This window comes from Bradyrhizobium canariense (assembly GCF_900105125.1).
Lineage (GTDB): Bacteria > Pseudomonadota > Alphaproteobacteria > Rhizobiales > Xanthobacteraceae > Bradyrhizobium > Bradyrhizobium canariense_A.
Genome location: NZ_LT629750.1, coordinates 7,368,229 through 7,386,324 on the forward strand (window position 1 = coordinate 7,368,229; position 18,096 = coordinate 7,386,324).

Genomic DNA, 18,096 nt, shown 5'->3' on the forward strand with positions numbered 1-18,096 from the left:
GATCTGTCTACGCCTTCTCGGCGGCCTGCTCTTCGAAAGCAACAGCGACACGCAGAAGGTCGAGGTCCGAACCGCGCGCGCCGATGATCGAAAGCCCGACCGGCGCGCCATCGACCGTTGCGCCCGGAAGATTGACCTGCGGCACGCCGGTGAGGCCGCCCTGGCTGGTCAGGCAGCTGATGCGTTCGCGCAACGGGTCCAATTGGTGAAGCGGAAGACCTTTTTGCGGCGCCGGAAACGGCGTCGTCGGCAGGCAGAGGATCGTGCCTGCTGGCAGCAGCAGGCGGAGCCGGGCGCAGGCTTCCATCCGCATCAGGCTTGCGGCATTGCGCTCCGCATCGGTCATCATCGAACCCTGTACCAAGCTCCGCGCCACGCTGAAGGCGAGACGCGGATTATGGCCGTCGAGCCAGGGCTGGAAGGTGCGCCAGGCTTCGCTCGCTTGCAAAATGCGTTGCGCGCGCTGCCAGATCGAAAGGCCCTGCGGCGCCAATGTGATGTCGCGCCGTTGGCCAGTCAGCGCCGCGAGACGGCCGACGGCCGGGGCGAGCGCCTGCTGCACATTTTCATCCGCGAAGCCGAAGGCATCCTCGGCCACCAGGAGCGTCGTCGGCAGCGTGACGGGCAGGGCGCTTCCGAACAAAACCTCGCCAACACGCGCGAACGTCGCCGCATCGCGCGCGAACCAGCCGCAGGTATCGCTGCCTGGGGCCTGCACGGCAATGCCGGTGAAATCGATCCGCCCATGCGTCGGCCGGATGCCGTAAAGGCCGCAAAAGCTCGACGGCACGCGCACCGAGCCGCCCGTATCGGTGCCAAGCGCAAAATCGCAGGCCTTGGCGGCCACCGCCGAGGCCGATCCGCTCGACGAGCCGCCCGGTACGCGGCCGGGCGCCGCCGGGTTCAACGGCGTGCCGTCATGCGCGTTCTCGCCGAGAATGCCGAGCGACACTTCGTCGGTGATCGTCTTGCCCGTGACCGAGGCGCCGGCATCGAGCAGGGTCTGCACGACCCATGCGTGACGGGACGGCGTTGCGGCGAAGCGCGGCCAGTCGGGATTGCCGCCGCCGGTCGGCACGCCGGCGACATCGATCAGATCCTTGACCGCGAAGCTGAGACCGGCGAGCGGCCCCGCCGCCGCACCCGGCACTTGCGCGCGCGGGCCAGGCACAAAAGCTTCGGTCGAACTCATGATGCTTTCCGGTCTTGCCAGGTGCCCCCAGGCACGGCGGCGAACAAGGCCTTGGTATAGGGATGCTGCGGATTAAAAAAGATCTCGGCGGTCGGCGCCACTTCGACCACCTCGCCTTGTTTCATCACAGCGATCCGGTCGCAGACTTGTAGCGCAACGCGCAAATCATGGGTCACGAACAGCATGCTGAGCTGCAGCCGCGCCTTGATGTCGGCGAGAAGCGCCAGCACCTGCGCCTGCACCGATACGTCAAGCGCGGAGACGGGCTCGTCCGCGACCAGCACTTCAGGGCGCAGCGCAAGCGCGCGGGCAATGCCGATCCGCTGACGCTGGCCACCACTGAACTCATGCGGAAAACGCTTTGCGGCCGAGGCGTCTAGGCCGACGAGGCCGAGCAACGCTTGCGCTTCCTCGCGGGCTCTGAAGGTCGGGGTGCCGTGGATGATGGGACCTTCGGCAATGATGTCGATGATGCGCTGCCGCGGATCAAGCGACGCGTAGGGATCCTGAAACACCATCTGCACGCGTTTGCGGATTGGGCGGAGCCGGTGGCGGGGGAGCCGGGCGATGTTGGTGCCGTTAAGCAGAATTTCGCCGCCATCGATTGGTAGCAGCCGGGTGATGGCGCGCGCCAAGGTGCTTTTCCCGGAGCCGCTTTCTCCGACGAGGCCGAGTGTTTCGCCGCGGCGTAGTTCCATATTCACGCCGGCCAGAGCCATCGTGACGCGCCCGCCAAACAGGCCTCGCGTGCCATAGGTCTTGGTGATATCGCGCGCCTCAATGATGATCGGTTGCGTATTCACCGGCAGCGTTGCCGGCGGTACGAGCTTGGGTACCGCTGCTATCAGGGCCTTGGTATAGGGATGGGTCGGCGCGCCGAGCACCGCCCCGGCCGCGCCGCGTTCGACCAGGGTGCCACGCTGCAGCACCGCTACCTCATCGGCGATATCGGCGACGACGCCGAAATCATGGGTGATGAAGAGAACGGATGTACCGTGTTCGCGCTGCAGCTCGCGGATCAGATGAAGGATTTGCGCCTGGGTCGTGACGTCTAGCGCGGTTGTCGGCTCGTCGGCGATCAACAGCCGCGGATTGAGCAGCAAGGCCATGGCGATCATCGCGCGCTGGCGCTGGCCGCCGCTCAGTTGATGTGGAAACGAACCGATGATGCGAGCGGGTTCCGGCAGATGAACGCCGTCGATCAGTTCGAGCACGCGGGCGCGGCGTGCGGCTTTCCCGAGGGATGTGTGGATGCGCAGCACTTCGTCAAGCTGGCGGCCGATCGTGTGCAGCGGATTCAGCGCCGTCATCGGCTCCTGGAAGATCATGCCGATTTTTGCGCCACGAATGGCGCGCATCTTGTCCTGCGGCGCGACGGCGAGATCCTGGCCTTCGAACAGGATGCGGCCGCTCCCGACGCGTACATGCGGGCGCGGCAGCAGGCCAAGGATCGAACGCGCGACCAGCGATTTGCCCGATCCGCTCTCGCCGATCAGGCACGTCACCTTGCCTGCGCGCAACACCAGATCGACATCGCTGACCGCATTGGCGCGGTCGGCGCCGGGCGGCAAAGCGATCGTGAGCTTTTCAAGTTCGAGAACGGTCTGGCTCATCGCTCACGCAGCCTCGGATTGAGGGCTTCGTTGAGCCCGTCGCCAGTGAGATTGATGCCGAGCACCGTGAGCAGGATCGCGATGCCCGGAAAGGTGCAGATCCACCAGGCCGAGCGCAGCACCGCGCGTCCCGCGCTGATGATCAACCCCCAGCTCATGACATTGGGGTCGCCGAGGCCGAGAAACGCCAGTCCGGCTTCGAGCAGGATCGCAGTGCCGATCAGCAGCGAACCGACCGCGATGATGGAGGAGGCGCAGTTTGGCAGCATATGATTGAGGATGATGCGCGCATCGCTTGCGCCGAGGCCCGCGCAGGCCTGCACGAATTCGCGGCCGCCGAGCGAAACGAATTCCCCGCGCACGAGCCGCGCGATGCTTGGCCAGGAGACGGCCGCGATGGCGATGATCTCGCTGGAGACCGAGGGTGAGAGGATAGCGACGATCAACAAGGCGAAAATGAAGGCCGGGATGGTTTGGAAGAATTCCGTGATGCGCATCAGCACGGTCTCGGTCCGCCCGCGATAGTAGCCGGCCACCCCTCCGGCCACCGCGCCGAAGATAATTGCGGCGAGGGTCGCACCGACACCGATGATGAGCGAGGTGCGCGCGCCGTAGGCGATTTCCGCCGCGACGTCGCGGCCCAGCGTGTCGGTGCCGAGCAGAAAGCGCCCGCCCGGCGGCTGCAAGGCGGGTCCGGCGAGCTTGAATGGATCGTCGGGGTAGATCACCGGCGTGAGCACGACGAGCAGGAGCAGGCACAGCAGCACGGCCGCGCCGAACAGAGCCATCCGGTTGCGCGCGAACCGCGCGAAGCCCTCCCGCATGTCAAATCTCCATGCGCGGGTCGAGCATGACATAGATCACGTCGACGACGAGGTTGATGATCACGATCAGACAGGCCGACATGAAGAAGATTGCGAGAAGCAGGTTGAGGTCGCGCGATTGCAGCGCGTTGAAGGCAAGCGTGCCGATGCCGGGCCAGCCGAACACGGTTTCCACGACGATGGAGCCGCCGATCAGATTGCCGGCCTGAACGCCGGCAATCGTCACGATAGGCAACAGCGCATTGCGCAGGACGTGACCTGTCATGATGCGGCGCTCCGTCTGGCCCTTGGCGCGCGCTGTCGTCACGTAGTCCATGCCGGTCTGCTCCAAAACGGACGCGCGCATGAGGCGCGCATAAAGCGCGAGGTAGAACAGCGCGAGCGAGACGGCGGGCATCACGAGATGGCGACCGACGTCCCAGACCTCGGCCCAGCCCTCGTGACCGGCGCCGACCGTGTCGAACCCGCTTGTCGGCAGCCAGCCGAGGCCGATCGAAAAAATCACGATCATCATGAGCCCGAGCCAGAATCCGGGCGTCGCATAGGCGACAAGGCTGATCAGCGAAATGACATTGTCGCGCCAGGAATTGCGCCCCGTCGCGGCGACGAGACCGAGGATGATGCCGAGCGCCAGAGCGGTGCCGAACGCCGTCAACATCAGCAGGCTCGTTGGCCCGAGCCGCTCGAGGATCAGGCTGCTGACATCGGCATCATTGCGGTAGGAGTAGCCGAGGTTGAAATGCGCCATGTTCGAGACATAGGTCAGGAACTGCATGCCGAGCGATTGGTCGAGGCCGAATTTATGGCGCAGCGCGTCCATATATTCGGGCGTCGCCGCACCGCTCTCGCCGGCGAGCACGGAGGCCGCGTCGCCCGGCGCGAGATGGATCAACAGGAAGTTGAGCACAATGATGCCGAAGATCACCGGCAGCGCGGTGAGAGCCGGTATCCCATATAACGGGCGAAGCGCACGGTTTACGTTTCCAGCCATGCCCGTTCGAAGGCCTGCTGCGTGCCGAGCGGCCCGGTCGTGTGATCGTGAAGCTTTCGATTGAAGACCGAGACATATTGCACGTCGATGAGCCAGACCAGCGGGCAGTCTTCGGCAAGAATCTGCTGCGCTTTCTTGTAAAGCACAGCGCGCTTGTCGTGGTTCAGCTCGCGCATGGCCTCGTTGAGAATACTGTCGAATTCCGGATTGGCATAAAAGCTGTCGTTGACGAAGGTCACGCCCTTGCGGATCTGCGACGTGAGATATTGCTTGTTGAGACCATAGACCGGATCGACGCCCTGGCTCAGGAAGGGCTCGTTGATGTCGTAATCGTAATCGGTATAGACGCGCCGCAACCAGGTGGCGGTGTCTTCCGAGCGTAGCGTCAGATCGATTCCGACGATCGCGAGCGCCTGTTTCAAATATTCGGCCTGGCGCAGCCATTGCTCGCCGAATGAATTGACTTCGAGATGCATGCCGAAGCGCATGCCATTGGCGCCGCGCGGCAGGCCGGCACCGTCGAGCAGCTTGTTGGCAATCTCGAGACGGTCGGGCACGTCGTATTTGCGCACGTCGTCGGTATAGAACCCAACGGTCTCGAACAGACTGCTGAGCGGGCCGGTGGCCGGCTTGCCGTAGCCATACATGACATCGCGCAGGATCACCTTGCGATCAATCGCATAGGCGATCGCCTGGCGCACTTCTTTCTTGTCGAGCGGCGGGTGTTTGGCATTGAGTTCAAGCACGCTCAAGGCGGGCGTCATCTCATAGCCTTTCATCGTCGTATCGAGGATCGGGTTGGTCTTCATCCGTGCGAGGTCGGCGTAATTGACGGCGCTGTAGCCGGCGAAATGCGCCTCGCCGGTTTCAAGCGCGGCCGAGCGCGTCGCGGCATCGGGGATGAAACGCGCGATGACATGGTCGAGATAGGGCAGCCCCGGCTTCCAGTATTTCTCGTTGCGGTCGAGCCGCACGAACTGTCCGCGGTCCCATTGCCCGAATTTGAACGGTCCGGTGCCGATAGGTTTGTTCGCCGACGGATTCTGCAGGATTTGCGTTCCCTCGAAAACCGATTTGCACATGATCGGCAGATCGCGTCCCGCAAGGGCCTTCATGAGATAGGGCGCGGGATTGGCGAGAAGCAGAACCGCAGTCTTTTCATCCGGCGTGTCGACGCCCGTCAGCTCGGCGAGAAGGAGCGGGGCGAAGGGGTGGTATTTCTTCAAAATCTCCATGAAGGAGAATTGGACGTCGGCGCTGGTGAAAGGCTTGCCGTTGTGAAAGACGACGCCTTCGCGCAGCTTGAAGGTAATAGACTTGCCGTCAGGCGCGGTCTCCCAGGAAGTCGCGAGATTGGGTTGAGGATTCTGATCCCAGTCGTAGGTCACAAGACCTTCATAAATCTGTGTGGCGATCGGCGGGATGTTGCCGGCGGTTACGGCATAATGGGCGAGCGTCGAAGGCTCGGGCTGCACGATCATCACCATCGTGCCACCTCGCACCGGCTGATCGGCCTTGGCGAGACTGTTAAAGATGGGGCTGGATGATGCGGCCAACCCGAGGGGTAAGGCCAAAGCGGTACGGCGTGAGATTTTATTCAGGTGCGGATCGTGAACCAAAATGTGAACTCCTCATGGAGTTCGGTATCAAGCAATTGGCGTGCCACCTTTGCCGCTAAGGCATTCGCCGGTGTAAAGGCAGTATGCAGCGCATCAAGGACGTCCGTGGCTAAGCCGGCGCCGACTGGTTCCGCAAAACGCACGCATCCGCGACCTTGTGGGTCCGCACGCCGCGCGGCGTTCAGTCGCCGTGCTTGCCGTGCCCCTCGGCCAGGCCGAACAGCCTGTGCGGATCCCGCAGCACGATGCGCTGCCTTCCGCCCTCAACCAGACCCTGTTGTTCCCACGCGCTGAGAATACGGCTCACCGTATGCAGCGTAGTCCCGGTCATCTCGGCGACGTCCTGCCGGCTGATCGGAAAATCGATCTCGATGCCGTGTTCGACCTTTCGGCCCGCCTGTTTGGCAAGCCGCAACAGCGCATGGGCGACGCGCGGTTCGACCTGCTCGCTCGACATCTCGATCACGCGCGCCTGTGTATCCTGCAATCGGCTTCCGACGGTCTGCAGCGCGCCTGCGGCAAGGCTCGGGAATTTGGTGGTCAACCTCGACCACGCCGAAGACGGCCATGACAAGGCGATGCTGTCGACCGCCGCTACCGCGGTCGCTGGATATTTCTTCAGCGCCATCGCCTGGGCAACGCCGAACAACTCGCCGGCCGAGACGTAGCGGACCACGATTTGCTGTCCCTGCGACGCGACCCGCTCGACTCGCAGATGACCGTGCAGGAGCAAGAAGAATGAATGGGCGTCGTCGCCCTGGTCGAACACGCTGGTATCCTTGGGATACCGCACTGACCGCGCCTCGCGCAGGATCTCATCGAGGTCATCGGCGCCAAGTTCGGCGAATATCGGGAGATCTGCAACAATTGATCGGTCGATGGCGGCCATTTACGCGAGGCTTCCGGATGCAAGGCTTCCAAATGTTGCAATGACGGTTGGACCATAGAGCCGGGCGCGGCGATCGGCAACCCGGATCGGGCAGCACGATGCCGATCATTCGGCTGCACAGCAAAGTCCGTTGTGCCGTCACGTGTTAGGCACGTGACATCCAGACGGAAGCCAACCAATCAACAAGAGATGAAGGCGCGTAAATATCTGGTGATGGCCGCGGCCGCTGCGATATTGGCCATGACCGATGGCGCGGGCGCTGCCGAAGTCGAAGCGTGATGGTGTTCGAGCCTTCGTTCGGAGAATCGCGCGGGCGACAGCGTGAAGTTCGTCGCTGCGGACAAGGGCCACCATGCCGAGACCATTAAGGGGACGCTGCCGGATGGCGCTGTGCCCTTGCAGGCAACAACAGCGAGGACAGCACCGTCGAGTTCGAGCAGGAGGGCTCTGCGGCGTCAAAATGCACGCCACACTATGGCATGGGGACGCGCGCCTTTTTCCGTCCTTCCCAATTCTAGGCGTTACGCGACTCGGGAGCGAGTTCGCTGCCCGCGCACCCGCCGCAGCACGTGGCTTCAGCAGTCTGAATTTCAACAGAGGCGGCGGCAACGATCTTGCCTCCATCGAGGGCAATTTTTGGCTCGGCTTGAAGGTGAGTTGAGAGAATGCCGAGTTTCTCCCGCAGCCGCTCATAGATTCGCATCGTTCGTCTCCGTTTGTCTGACGTGTGACGCCGATACACCTTGGACGCGCGGGCATCTTTGTCGTCTAGCAAACACAAACCCTGCATGGGCGATCGTGGCTGAATTTGCGTTCCGACAAAGTGGCCGCTTGATCGCTCGCTACGGTGCATCGAACCAAGCATCGAATGCGGGGCAAGCCATGTCGATACCACGTCTGAGGGACTATCAGGGGCCTGCGCTGTTTTCATACGGCTTCCGGCCGTTTTTCCTGTTCGGATCGATCTACGCGGGCGCGATCATTCTGGTGTGGCTGCCGGTGTTCTACGGACAGCTCGGGCTCGGCACGGCCTTTGCGCCGCGCGACTGGCACGTGCACGAGATGCTGTTCGGATATATCGCGGCCGTCGTTGCAGGCTTTCTGCTGACCGCGGTACCGAACTGGACCGGGCGGCTGCCGCTGCAAGGCAGGCCGCTGATCATGCTGTTTTCGGTCTGGGTCGCGGGCCGGATCGCCGTCAGCGCGTCGGCCTGGCTGGGATGGGCGCCCGCCGCGGTGATCGACGGCGCCTTTCTCGTGCTGCTGGCAGCGGCCGCGGCGCGCGAGATCGTCGCCGGCAGGAAGTGGGACAGTCTCAAGGTTGTCGCGATCATCAGCCTGCTCGCCCTGGCCAACCTGGCGTTTCACCTCGAAGATCACTTTACCGGTCTGGCCGAATATTCGACCCGGGCCGGCATCGCGGTGGTGATTGTCCTGATCGCGCTGATCGGCGGCAGGATCATTCCGAGCTTTACGCGCAACTGGCTTGCCAAGCGGGCGCCCGGGCGGCTGCCGGTTCCATTCGGCCGCTTCGACGCCGCCACGATCGGGCTGAGTGCGATCGTGCTGGCGCTATGGGTCGCGCGTCCGCTGAACCGAACGACCGGCGCCCTGCTGCTGGCCTGCGGCTGCCTCCACATCGTCCGTCTGGCGCGCTGGACCGGTTACCGCACATTTCCGGATCGCCTGGTCCTGATCCTGCACGTCGCCTATGCCTTCGTTCCCGCAGGCTTCATTCTCTCGGCGCTCAGCGCCTTCGACCTTGTCCTGCCAAGCGCAGGGATCCATGCGTGGACCAGCGGCGCGATCGGCACCATGACGCTTGCGGTGATGAGCCGTGCGACGCTCGGCCATACCGGGCGGCAACTTCGCGCGTCGGTCGCGACGCATATCGTTTACGTCTCGGTCGTCGTTGCCGCTTTGGCCAGGGTCGGCACGGTGCTGGAGCCTGATCATGCCGCACCTCTGCTTACAGTCGCCGCCAGCGCATGGGCGACAGCGTTCCTTGGTTTCGCGGCGGTGTATTCAGCGGCGCTGTGCAAAGCGCGCCAGAGCTAATCGGCACAAGCGAACAGTCCGTCGCTCGGGTGGAGTGGCCTTTAAGGCGCCAGCTTTGTGACGGTCGCCGCATTACCTCGGGGAGGGACCTACAGGCTTTGAAGCTGACATCACGGTCATCACGGTCGTTCAACCTTCCCACTCACCCACGGAAACGCTCAGATCCACATCGAGCAGGCCGATTGCCCGGCGAGCCATGTGATCGATCGCCTCGGCAAGCGTGCCGGGCCGAGCATAGAACGCTGGAACTGGCGGTACGACGATCGCTCCAATTTCGGTCACCGCAACCATTGTCCGCAAATGTCCGAGATGCAGCGGACTTTCCCGTACCATCAAAACCAGCCTGCGCCGCTCCTTCAACTGCACATCTGCGGCGCGGACCAGGAGATTGTCGGGAGCGCTGACGGCAATCGCGGACAGAGTTCGGATCGAACATGGCGCGACGATCATGCCTGCGGTGCGACATGAGCCGCTGGCGATGCTTGCACCGATGTTGCTGATCAAATGATGCTGCGCGACCATCGCGCCGATGCGGGGCAGGGCATCTTCACCGACCTCGTGAGCCAATGTGCGCTCGCCGCTCGGCGTGACCACCAGATGCAATTCACACTGCCCGGTAGCTGCCAGCAATTCGATCACGCGTACCCCGAGCGCTGCGCCTGAAGCGCCGCTGATGCCGACGATGATCCGCGGACGCGCCCTCGTTGCGCGCGTCTTCGAGAGTGCTATGCGAGACCGAGACGTTGCCACAGCTCATCCGCCCGCGCGATTGTGGCGCTGTCCATATTCAGAACGCGGCCCCATTCCCGCGTGGTCTCGGCCCCGATCTTGGTGGTTGCGTCGATTCCAAGCTTGCCGCCGAGGCCGGGCCTCGGTGAGGCAAAATCGAGATAGTCGATTGGCGTCTCGGTCAGCGAGACCAGATCGCGCGAGGGGTCCGAGCGGGTCGAAACAGCCCACATCACGTCGGGCCAGCTCCGCACGTTGATATCAGCGTCAACGACGAACAGGAGCTTGGTATAAGTGAGTTGCGGCAACAGCGACCAGAGTGCGAGCATGACGCGCCGCGCCTGACCGGGATAGCGCTTGTCGATCGACGCAATCGCGATCCGGTAGGAGCAGGCTTCCGGCGGCAGCCAAAGGTCGACGATCTCAGGCAACTGCTTTCGGACCAGGGGTACGAACAGCTCATTGAGCACCTCGCCGATGCGCGAGGGTTCGTCGGGCGCGCGGCCGGTAAACGTGGACAGGTAGATCGGATTCTTGCGCATGGTGATTGCGGTGACGTGCATCACCGGGAAATCTTCCACCGCATTGTAGTAGCCGGTGTGATCGCCGAATGGCCCCTCCGGCGCGGTATCGTCCGGCGACACCAGCCCCTCGATGACGATCTCGGCTTCGGACGGCACCATGAGCGGCACCGTGACGCACCGTGAAAGCCGCAGGCGCTCGCCCCGGATAAGGCCGGCGAAGCTGAACTCCGACATTGTTTCAGGCAAAGGCAGTACCGCGGAGAGACAGGTAGCCGGTTCTGCTCCGATCGCCACCGCGACCGGCATGTCAGCGCCGCGCGCTTTCCACTGATGATGGTAGCGTGCTCCGCCGCGATGGGCAAGCCAGCGCAGGATGGCGCGGTCGCGGCCGATGATTTGCATCCGGTAGACGCCGACATTGACGGCGTCGCCTGTCTCATCATCCGGCGGCCGCGTGATGACCAGCGGCCAGGTGATGAGGGGCGCAGGCTCGCCCGGCCAGCAGATTTGCGCCGGCAACCGGGTGAGATCGATTTGGTCCGCGCGCCACACAATCTCCTGCACAGCCGGCGTGGTGACAAGCTTCGGCCGCACCGTCATCGCTGCCCGGGCAAGCGGCAGTTTCGACATCGCGTCGGCGAAATCGCGCGGCGGGCGCGGCTCGCGCAACTCCGCCAGCGCCTCTGCAAGCGCGCCGAGGCGTGCGGGATCGACGCCGAAGCCCCAAGCCACCCGCTCCGTCGTGCCAAACAAGTTGACGAGCGCCGGCATCCTGGCCGCGGCTCCGTCCGGCATCAGCGGGGCTTCAAACAGCAATGCTGGACCATTGGCCTGCAACACGCGCCGGTGAATTTCGGTCATCTCATGCACGACCGACACCGGTTCCCGGATGCGGATTAGGCGGCCTTGGCTTTCCAGATGGGACATGAAGCCGCGCAGGTCACGGAATGGCGGCAGATCGCGGCAGGGCACGGACACCTCATTGAGACAGAAATTCTCTACTGGATTTACAGACACGTCTTTGTTCCAGGACAAAGATCGGCCGGCGCAAGTGCGGCTAAGCAAGCGCTCGACATCGACGGCACCATGGCCTGCCACGTGCCCTGCGGAGAGCCGATAGTGTGAGGATGCCGTCCGTTCCGAGACTTCCGTGGTTGATTGGGCGCAGCATGCAGCCGCTGCCGCTCGCGCCGCTGCAATTGCCGCTGGCCCTGATTCTGCGCTCGGTGGTGGCGCGCCACTCAAATATTTTCGAACGCCTCGGCCCTCACGCGTGCAAACGCTTCGGCATCGAGCCAACCGATTTGCCCTTCGCATTCGTGCTCGAGCCGCATCCGAGAAGGCCAACCATGACCGCGGTACGCAGTCTGCCTGATGATATTCCAATTCGGATCGCCGGTCCGATGATCGGCCTTCTGGGGCTGGTCGACGGAGCCTATGACGGCGACGCGCTGTTTTTCTCGCGTGATCTTGTCATCGAGGGCGATGTCGAGGCGGTTCTGGCGTTGCGCAACGCGTTGGATGATGCAGATGTCGATCTGGTCGCGGACGCCGCGGCTCTGTTCGGGCCGCTTGCCCCGCTGGGACAGCGGCTGCTCGGCGGTGCGCTATCCCGGCTGAAAGCCGCGGCAGGCGCGCAGGAAGGGTCCGAATCATGGAACTGATTTGTCCGGCGGGAACGCCCGCCGCGTTGCGCGCGGCCGTGGACGCTGGCGCCGATGCAGTCTATTGCGGGTTTGCAGACGCCACCAATGCACGCAATTTCCCGGGGTTGAACTTCAGCCGGCCGGAAATGCAGGCGGGGATCGGTTATGCGCATCGGCGCGGTGCCAAGGTGCTGGTCGCCATCAACACCTTTCCGAGCGCGGGCGGCGAGGCGCCATGGCATCGTGCCGTCGATGATGCGGTTGCCGCTGATGCGGACGCGCTGATCGTTGCCGATATCGGGCTGCTCGACTACGCCGCGCGCGCTCACCCGGACCAGCGTCTGCATCTGTCGGTGCAGGCCGCCGCCGCCAATTCCGACGCAATCGGATTCTACGTACGCCATTTCGGCGTTCGTCGCGTCGTCCTGCCGCGCGTGCTCACCGTGCCGGAGATCGCCGCGATCGCCGGTGCCGTCGATTGCGAAACCGAAGTCTTCATCTTTGGTGGTCTGTGTGTAATGGCGGAAGGCCGCTGCTCGCTGTCCTCTCACGTCACCGGACAATCGCCCAATATGAATGGCGTCTGCTCTCCCGCGAGCCACGTCGTTTATCGCGAAGAGAACGGCGCGCTGGTCTCGCGGCTTGGCGATTTCACCATCAACCGCGTTGCCAAGGGCGAGCCGGCCGCTTATCCGACCTTGTGCAAAGGCCGCTTCAAGACCGAGCTCGGCTCCGGCTACCTGTTCGAGGATCCCGTAAGCCTCGATGCGGCGGAAATCCTGCCGGGCCTGCGCGCCGCTGGCGTCACCGCACTGAAGATCGAAGGGCGGCAGCGTAGCCGGGCTTACATCGAAGGCGTGGTGCGCGGCTTCCGGGAGCAACTCGACGCGCTCGACGCGGGAGAGCCGTTGCCGGCGGGGCGGCTTGCCGCCCTGACCGAGGGACAGCGTTCGACGCTGGGGGCGTATCGCAAGACCTGGCGCTAAGACTTAGCGCTAAGACTTGGCGCCGACCAATCTGGCGCTGACTGAAATGGCGCGGAACGAACATCTGGAACCGGGATAGAACACCGATGAAGCTCACGCTTGGCCCGATCCTGTTCAACTGGGAGCCAGATGTCTGGCGGGATTTCTATTTTCGGATCGCCGACGAGGCGGCGGTGGACGCGGTGGCAGTGGGCGAGGTGGTGTGCTCCAAGCGGATGCCGTTCTTCGATGTCCATTTGCCGGCCGTGGTCGAGCGTCTGACCGCGGCAGGAAAGCAGGTGCTGATGAGCTCGCTGGCATTGATCACGCTGGAGCGGGAGCGGCGGCATACCGAGGAGCTCGCGCGCGACCACAGCTTCCTCGTGGAAGCCAACGATATCTCCTGCATCGCCCACCTCGCCGGACGGCCGCACGTGACCGGTCCGTTTGTAAACGTCTACAACGAAGGCACGGCGCGGTGGTTTGCGGCACAGGGTGCGCGGCGCATCTGCCTGCCGCCCGAACTGCCGCTGGAGTCTATCGCGGCCGTTGCGGCCGCGACGCCGCAGGTCGAGATCGAGGTTTTCGCGTTCGGCCGCGCTCCGCTCGCCATCTCGGCGCGCTGCTATCACGCGCGTCTGCACAAGCTCTCCAAGGACAATTGCCGCTTTGTGTGCGCAGGCGACGCGGACGGGCTGCCCGTGGACACGCTCGACGACGAGCGCTTCCTGGTGATAAACGGTGTTCAGACCCTCGCTTATGCTTGTACCAATCTGATCGCGGACACCGATGATCTCGTAAAGGCCGGTGTCGCTTCGCTGAGGTTGTCCCCGCAGCACTGCGACATGGTTGCGGTGGCGCGCACGTTCCGTGATGTGCTGGATGGAAGGGTCGTGCCCGAGGAAGGCATGCGTCGATTGAATGCGATCTATCCCAATGTTTCGTCGACCAACGGTTTTCTCCGCGGACGGCCGGCCGCGCCATGATCCGTGCACGGGCTCGCCGATCGAAGCGTTGAGGAGATCGATGACGGGCGGCCGGGCTTTCATTTCTTTGCGTTGGAACAACGATCCCTCTCGCGGTCGCGGTTAAATTGTCACCTTGATCTGACTGAGTGACGGACAAGAATTCATGTCGAAGGCGGAAGCGGTAACTGACAGCAAGCGCAGCCTGCCGGTCGTCTACTCCTGCTCCGGCTGTTCGAGCGCCGCCCAAATGGCAAATCACACGGCGGTTCGTCTGGATCGGACCGCGCAAGCGGAAATGTCCTGCATTGCCGGAGTTGGCGGCGACGTTCCCTCTCTGGTGAAGATCGCCAAATCCGGCCGGCCGATTCTGGCGATTGACGGCTGCCCGCTGCGTTGCGTCGAGCGGAGCCTGGCTCGGCACGGGGTAATCCCGGCGGCGCATCTGATTCTGACCAACCTCGGAATAAAGAAGCGATTCCACCAACGGTTCGACGAGAATGAAGCCGTTGTGGTCTATCGCAGGGCGGTTGCCGCCCTCCGATCGATCGAGACGCCGCCGCCTGCGGAGCATGTGTCTTCAGTACCTGCTGTGCAGACCGGCCGGAACGACATCGGGCGGCGCGACGAAAATTCGGAGGGAGTTCCGGTGCTGACGGCCGATACATCGCTGATCGACGGAATAATGCGGGACGAAAGCCTGCTCGACCGCATCATCGCGCTCGACGGGCGCTTTGGAAAGTTCCGCAAGGTGCTGAACGATGAACGCGTCGCTGCCAACGTCAACCTGAAGGACGTCGCCCATATGCTGGACGTGGAGGTCCGTGCGCTGCTGGCCTTTGCGAACGGCCAAGCGCCAATGGAAATGCCCGGCAAGCCGTCCGAGCTGCCTGTTTCCGGCTCGATCGATGCCTCCGCAACAGCCAGGATCCTCGACGTCAGGCCTTTATTTGAACGCGGAATCGAACCGCTCATGACGATCCTGGAAGCGGCTTCGGCGCTTGAAGGCGATGCCGCACTGATCGTCGAGGCTCCGTTCCATCCGCTGCCGTTGCGCCGTTTGCTCGGCGGCAGAGGCTTTGAAAGCCGCGCCGCGCGGCTCTCGTCCGAGCACTGGCAGGTTGCCTTCCGGCATGAGCCGCCGGGAACGGCATCGCGCGACGCCGCTCGTTAAAGCGCGTGACCTTCGGCCCGATCGAACAGCCGGCGCGGATCCCGGATCGCGATGCGCTGTCGAACGCCCTCGACGAGACCCTGCTGTCCCCACCTGCTCAGGATGCGGCTCACCGTGTGCAGCGTGGTTCCGGTCATCGCAAGCGGGCAACTGACCGCCGGTTCCGAGGATGCATGTCTGTGTTGTTTGCGCTCCAACAAAGAAAGCCACGGCACGGAGCTTAAGCTCGGAAAAAGAACGACACGTTCGGAGAGGCCATGGTGAGCCGACGGCGCGGTCCGTGGAGGCTCTGCTTCCCACACAACAATCGGCCAGGAGTTCTTCAATGCCGCAGACCGCCCGTCCATCCGAATGCGTCATCGACGTGCGGGACATCGAACCGAGATTCCGCCATCAAATAATTGCGCGCCTGTTTGAAAACCTGGCGCCCGAGGCGACGCTGCAACTGATCGCCGACCATCCCCCGAAGCCGCTGCGCCATCAATTCGAGTTGCGCTACGGCGAGCGATGCAGCTGGATCTATCTTGAGGAAGGACCGGATGTCTGGAGAGTCCGGCTCGAGTACCTTCGAGCCCCTGCCGGTCCGGATTAGCCCGCCGGATACCGACCGGCAAATTTGCGGATCCGAAGCCAATTTGAACCGCACGGATGAAGGGGAGGATGCAACATGATCGGAGCAGCGCTTTCTCGCTGGACGATGGCATACTTCGCTGCCGCTCTGCTCTCGCTCCTCGCAGCGGAGATCATGATGACGGTGGGCTTCGGCTTTCCTGCGGAGTCTGTGAGCGCTCCGGACACCCTTGTTCTGGTCCATCTGGTCACGATTGGATGGCTTAGCCTCGTGATGTGCGGCGCGCTGTTTCAGTTCGTTCCGGTGTTGACCGCGACGCCGCTCCATAGCGACCGGCTGCAGCTGCCCGCTCTGGCGCTGCTGGTTGCGGGCCTGACCGCCCTCGTGCTTGGTTTTCTTCGCCTGGATGGACGGGCGCGCTTCGAATTTCCCTTCTTGTCTGTTGCCGCCGCGCTGTTGGGGGCCGGGTTTGCTCTCGTCATCTGGAATATAGCGCTCACGCTCCGGGATGCTCGTCCGCTTGCGTTGCCGGCCGGCTTCATTGGGATTGGACTTGCCGCGGCAGGTGCCGCGGCGGCGCTGGGGATCATCTTCGCACTCACCCTTGACGGGACAACCAGCAGCGCCGCTTTCGTCAATATTCTTGGCCGTGCCTTGCCCCTTCACATCGTCGCCGGGCTGGGCGGATGGCTGACGGTCACGGCGATGGGCGTCACCTATCGATTGCTGGCGATGTTCATGCTTGCGCCGGATGTCGACGGTGCCAGCCCCAGGGCGACGCTGTGGCTTGCCGCGCTCGCACTGACGCTCTTGGTTACGGGCGGCATGGCCACGGTTCTCGCGCAACGATCGCTGGCACCCGTGCTGGTGAGCACATTGCTGGTGGCCATCGCGGCTCTTGCGCTCTATGGCCGTGACGTCTTGCGGCTCTACCGCTCGCGAAAGCGCCGGCCCCTCGAACTGAACGGCGTCACGGCCGGCGTGGCGCTGGTGAATCTCATGCTTGCCGCGATTCTCTGCGTCGTGTTGACGTTGGTCGGACGATTTTCGGATTATATCGGCGCCCTGGTGTTCCTGTTCGGCTTCGGCTGGCTTTCGGGCCTCATGCTGTCGCAGATGTACAAGATCGTCGCATTCCTGACCTGGCTCGAGGTGTACGGCCCGGTGCTCGGAAAGACACCAACGCCGCGGGTTCAGGATCTCGTCGCGGAGCGGCCTGCGGCGCGCTGGTTCCTGCTTTTCTTTTTCGGGGTATGGATCGCGACCGTGGCACTGCTGGCGGATGCCGGCCAGATATTTCGGATCGCTGCCTTGGCGATGACGGCCGTGACTTGCGGCATCGTTGTTCAGATGGTGAAAACCCGGCGGCTCGCCAATGTGCCGGAGCCTCGACGGCTACCCGGCAATGCGGTCCCGCCGAGGCTCTTGTTCTCTTCAACCAAGCCAACCTAGCGGGGAGATGACCGTGACAAGGGAATTTGTAGACGTCGATGTGAGACCGATCCTGCGCGCCGGCGGCGAGCCGTTCAGTGCGATCATGCAGGCGTTGGAAACGCTCGAACCGGACCAAGGCATGCGACTGTTCGCGACCTTCAAGCCGATGCCGCTGTTCGGTGTCATGCAATCGAGAGGGTTCAGCCATGAAGCGTACGAACTCGAAGGCGGCGAATGGGAAGTGCTGTTTCGTCCGCTGGCGGCTGCCGGAGCCGCGATGCCGTTGGGGCCGAGGGGTTCGGAAGCCGCGGTGTGGCCGGAACCAGTCATCGAGCTCGACAACCGCGGCCTCGATCCGCCCGAACCCATGGTGCGGATCCTGGAGGCGACCGAGCGACTGCAGCCCGGTGAAGTGCTGTCCGCGATGCTGCTTCGCGAGCCGCTTTTTCTATACCCGGAACTCGCCAAGCGCGGCCACGAGTGGCGCGGCGGTTTCGATTTGCAGCGGGCGGCCTACACGATCCTGATACGGGTCGACGCGACCAAGGCAGCACAGGAATGAATACGCAACTCGCCGAACGGATACGGGATGCGCTGCGCGTCGTGATCGATCCCGAGCTCGGCTACAACGTGGTCGATCTCGGTTTCATCTACGACATCGTGGTTGAAGATGGCGGCATTGTTCGCATCAGGATGACCACGACGACGCCGGGATGCCCCGCCACCAGCTATCTAAAGGAGGCGGTCGCCAACGGCGCCTGGAGCCTGCCCGACGTCGAATTCGTCGACGTCGAGCTGACGTTTGTCCCCAAATGGAGCCCCGACATGATGAGCCTGGAGGCGCGGACCGAACTGGGATTTGCGACGCCAAATTAAATAAAGCGATGCCGTTCGGCCGGCAA

The 18,096-nt window shown here is 63.4% G+C and carries 19 protein-coding genes; 9 read left to right on the forward strand and 10 right to left on the reverse strand.

Annotated elements, in window-relative coordinates; translation table 11 throughout:
- Window positions 1-7 precede the first annotated feature (7 nt).
- The 7 genes from BLV09_RS34780 to BLV09_RS34810 form a co-directional block, all read right to left on the reverse strand.
- Complete coding sequence (locus BLV09_RS34780) at window positions 8-1,192, reverse strand: amidase (protein WP_146690628.1); 1,185 nt, start codon at window positions 1,190-1,192, stop codon at window positions 8-10.
- Window positions 1,189-2,805, reverse strand: a complete 1,617-nt coding sequence (locus BLV09_RS34785) for an ABC transporter ATP-binding protein (RefSeq protein ID WP_146690629.1) — start codon at window positions 2,803-2,805, stop codon at window positions 1,189-1,191. The genes BLV09_RS34780 and BLV09_RS34785 overlap by 4 nt, the downstream gene beginning before the upstream one ends.
- Window positions 2,802-3,629 carry an ABC transporter permease gene (locus BLV09_RS34790; RefSeq protein ID WP_146690630.1) on the reverse strand — a complete coding sequence of 276 codons (828 nt, stop codon included), beginning with the start codon at window positions 3,627-3,629 and terminating at the stop codon, window positions 2,802-2,804. Before BLV09_RS34790 ends, BLV09_RS34785 begins: the two co-directional genes overlap by 4 nt.
- Window position 3,630: 1 nt before the next feature.
- A complete protein-coding gene (locus BLV09_RS34795) occupies window positions 3,631-4,620 on the reverse strand; it encodes an ABC transporter permease (protein ID WP_146690631.1) in 990 nt (329 codons plus the stop codon).
- Complete coding sequence (locus tag BLV09_RS34800; protein WP_146690632.1) at window positions 4,605-6,107, reverse strand: ABC transporter substrate-binding protein; 1,503 nt, start codon at window positions 6,105-6,107, stop codon at window positions 4,605-4,607. Before BLV09_RS34800 ends, BLV09_RS34795 begins: the two co-directional genes overlap by 16 nt.
- A 313-nt stretch (window positions 6,108-6,420) precedes the next feature.
- The gene (locus BLV09_RS34805; RefSeq protein WP_146690633.1) at window positions 6,421-7,128 is read right to left on the reverse strand and encodes a Crp/Fnr family transcriptional regulator; all 708 of its coding nucleotides are present in this window, start codon (window positions 7,126-7,128) and stop codon (window positions 6,421-6,423) included.
- A 514-nt stretch (window positions 7,129-7,642) separates the two neighbouring features.
- Window positions 7,643-7,831, reverse strand: coding sequence for a hypothetical protein (locus BLV09_RS34810; RefSeq protein WP_146690634.1), 189 nt, complete (start codon window positions 7,829-7,831; stop codon window positions 7,643-7,645).
- 179 nt (window positions 7,832-8,010) lie between these two features.
- Between BLV09_RS34810 and BLV09_RS34815 the strand changes: the two genes are divergently transcribed.
- Window positions 8,011-9,186, forward strand: a complete 1,176-nt coding sequence (locus BLV09_RS34815) for an NnrS family protein (protein ID WP_146690635.1) — start codon at window positions 8,011-8,013, stop codon at window positions 9,184-9,186.
- A gap of 129 nt (window positions 9,187-9,315) precedes the next feature.
- Here the strand turns inward: BLV09_RS34815 and BLV09_RS34820 are convergent, their stop codons facing one another.
- Both BLV09_RS34820 and BLV09_RS34825 read right to left on the reverse strand, forming a co-directional pair.
- Window positions 9,316-9,936 carry a UbiX family flavin prenyltransferase gene (locus BLV09_RS34820; RefSeq protein ID WP_244548897.1) on the reverse strand — a complete coding sequence of 207 codons (621 nt, stop codon included), beginning with the start codon at window positions 9,934-9,936 and terminating at the stop codon, window positions 9,316-9,318.
- On the reverse strand, window positions 9,912-11,366 hold the full coding sequence (locus tag BLV09_RS34825) for a UbiD family decarboxylase (RefSeq protein WP_146691436.1): 1,455 nt from the start codon (window positions 11,364-11,366) through the stop codon (window positions 9,912-9,914). Before BLV09_RS34825 ends, BLV09_RS34820 begins: the two co-directional genes overlap by 25 nt.
- Window positions 11,367-11,608: 242 nt before the next feature.
- Between BLV09_RS34825 and ubiT the strand changes: the two genes are divergently transcribed.
- The 4 genes from ubiT to BLV09_RS38545 all read left to right on the forward strand — a co-directional run bounded on the left by ubiT (window position 11,609) and on the right by BLV09_RS38545 (window position 15,189).
- Window positions 11,609-12,103 carry a ubiquinone anaerobic biosynthesis accessory factor UbiT gene (gene ubiT / locus BLV09_RS34830; protein ID WP_244548898.1) on the forward strand — a complete coding sequence of 165 codons (495 nt, stop codon included), beginning with the start codon at window positions 11,609-11,611 and terminating at the stop codon, window positions 12,101-12,103.
- Window positions 12,094-13,071: a ubiquinone anaerobic biosynthesis protein UbiU gene (gene ubiU, locus BLV09_RS34835; protein WP_146690637.1), complete on the forward strand. Its 978-nt coding sequence runs from the start codon at window positions 12,094-12,096 to the stop codon at window positions 13,069-13,071. Before ubiT ends, ubiU begins: the two co-directional genes overlap by 10 nt.
- Window positions 13,072-13,157: 86 nt before the next feature.
- On the forward strand, window positions 13,158-14,036 hold the full coding sequence (ubiV, locus tag BLV09_RS34840; RefSeq protein ID WP_146690638.1) for a ubiquinone anaerobic biosynthesis protein UbiV: 879 nt from the start codon (window positions 13,158-13,160) through the stop codon (window positions 14,034-14,036).
- 145 nt (window positions 14,037-14,181) lie between these two features.
- The gene (locus BLV09_RS38545; protein WP_146690639.1) at window positions 14,182-15,189 is read left to right on the forward strand and encodes a putative zinc-binding protein; all 1,008 of its coding nucleotides are present in this window, start codon (window positions 14,182-14,184) and stop codon (window positions 15,187-15,189) included.
- Here BLV09_RS38545 and BLV09_RS38360 read toward each other — a convergent pair.
- Window positions 15,186-15,326, reverse strand: a complete 141-nt coding sequence (locus tag BLV09_RS38360) for a helix-turn-helix domain-containing protein (protein WP_433994371.1) — start codon at window positions 15,324-15,326, stop codon at window positions 15,186-15,188. The genes BLV09_RS38545 and BLV09_RS38360 overlap by 4 nt on opposite strands.
- 188 nt (window positions 15,327-15,514) lie before the next feature.
- Here BLV09_RS38360 and BLV09_RS34855 point away from each other — a divergent pair, with 188 nt between their 5' ends.
- The 4 genes from BLV09_RS34855 to BLV09_RS34870 all read left to right on the forward strand — a co-directional run bounded on the left by BLV09_RS34855 (window position 15,515) and on the right by BLV09_RS34870 (window position 18,070).
- Window positions 15,515-15,781 (forward strand): DUF2249 domain-containing protein, encoded by a 267-nt coding sequence (locus BLV09_RS34855; RefSeq protein WP_146690641.1) that lies wholly within the window; start codon window positions 15,515-15,517, stop codon window positions 15,779-15,781.
- A 75-nt stretch (window positions 15,782-15,856) separates the two neighbouring features.
- A complete protein-coding gene (locus BLV09_RS34860) occupies window positions 15,857-17,212 on the forward strand; it encodes a hypothetical protein (RefSeq protein WP_146690642.1) in 1,356 nt (451 codons plus the stop codon).
- Window positions 17,213-17,225: 13 nt separating this feature from the next.
- A complete protein-coding gene (locus BLV09_RS34865; protein WP_167558990.1) occupies window positions 17,226-17,756 on the forward strand; it encodes a DUF2249 domain-containing protein in 531 nt (176 codons plus the stop codon).
- Complete coding sequence (locus BLV09_RS34870; protein ID WP_146690644.1) at window positions 17,753-18,070, forward strand: metal-sulfur cluster assembly factor; 318 nt, start codon at window positions 17,753-17,755, stop codon at window positions 18,068-18,070. Before BLV09_RS34865 ends, BLV09_RS34870 begins: the two co-directional genes overlap by 4 nt.
- The last annotated feature ends 26 nt before the right edge of the window (window positions 18,071-18,096 follow it).

Bases quoted from the DNA above. Each gene is read 5' to 3' on its own strand.
- BLV09_RS34860 (WP_146690642.1), top strand. From the start codon at position 15,857: ATGATCGGAGCAGCGCTTTCTCGCTGGACGATGGCATACTTCGCTGCC.
- BLV09_RS34825 (WP_146691436.1), bottom strand. From the start codon at position 11,366: ATGTCCCATCTGGAAAGCCAAGGCCGCCTAATCCGCATCCGGGAACCG.
- BLV09_RS38360 (WP_433994371.1), bottom strand. From the start codon at position 15,326: ATGACCGGAACCACGCTGCACACGGTGAGCCGCATCCTGAGCAGGTGG.
- ubiU (WP_146690637.1), top strand. From the start codon at position 12,094: ATGGAACTGATTTGTCCGGCGGGAACGCCCGCCGCGTTGCGCGCGGCC.
- BLV09_RS34800 (WP_146690632.1), bottom strand. From the start codon at position 6,107: ATGGTGATGATCGTGCAGCCCGAGCCTTCGACGCTCGCCCATTATGCC.
- BLV09_RS34870 (WP_146690644.1), top strand. From the start codon at position 17,753: ATGAATACGCAACTCGCCGAACGGATACGGGATGCGCTGCGCGTCGTG.
- BLV09_RS34780 (WP_146690628.1), bottom strand. From the start codon at position 1,192: ATGAGTTCGACCGAAGCTTTTGTGCCTGGCCCGCGCGCGCAAGTGCCG.
- BLV09_RS34810 (WP_146690634.1), bottom strand. From the start codon at position 7,831: ATGCGAATCTATGAGCGGCTGCGGGAGAAACTCGGCATTCTCTCAACT.
- BLV09_RS38545 (WP_146690639.1), top strand. From the start codon at position 14,182: ATGTCGAAGGCGGAAGCGGTAACTGACAGCAAGCGCAGCCTGCCGGTC.
- BLV09_RS34855 (WP_146690641.1), top strand. From the start codon at position 15,515: ATGCCGCAGACCGCCCGTCCATCCGAATGCGTCATCGACGTGCGGGAC.
- ubiV (WP_146690638.1), top strand. From the start codon at position 13,158: ATGAAGCTCACGCTTGGCCCGATCCTGTTCAACTGGGAGCCAGATGTC.
- ubiT (WP_244548898.1), top strand. From the start codon at position 11,609: ATGCAGCCGCTGCCGCTCGCGCCGCTGCAATTGCCGCTGGCCCTGATT.
- BLV09_RS34795 (WP_146690631.1), bottom strand. From the start codon at position 4,620: ATGGCTGGAAACGTAAACCGTGCGCTTCGCCCGTTATATGGGATACCG.
- BLV09_RS34815 (WP_146690635.1), top strand. From the start codon at position 8,011: ATGTCGATACCACGTCTGAGGGACTATCAGGGGCCTGCGCTGTTTTCA.
- BLV09_RS34790 (WP_146690630.1), bottom strand. From the start codon at position 3,629: ATGCGGGAGGGCTTCGCGCGGTTCGCGCGCAACCGGATGGCTCTGTTC.
- BLV09_RS34785 (WP_146690629.1), bottom strand. From the start codon at position 2,805: ATGAGCCAGACCGTTCTCGAACTTGAAAAGCTCACGATCGCTTTGCCG.
- BLV09_RS34805 (WP_146690633.1), bottom strand. From the start codon at position 7,128: ATGGCCGCCATCGACCGATCAATTGTTGCAGATCTCCCGATATTCGCC.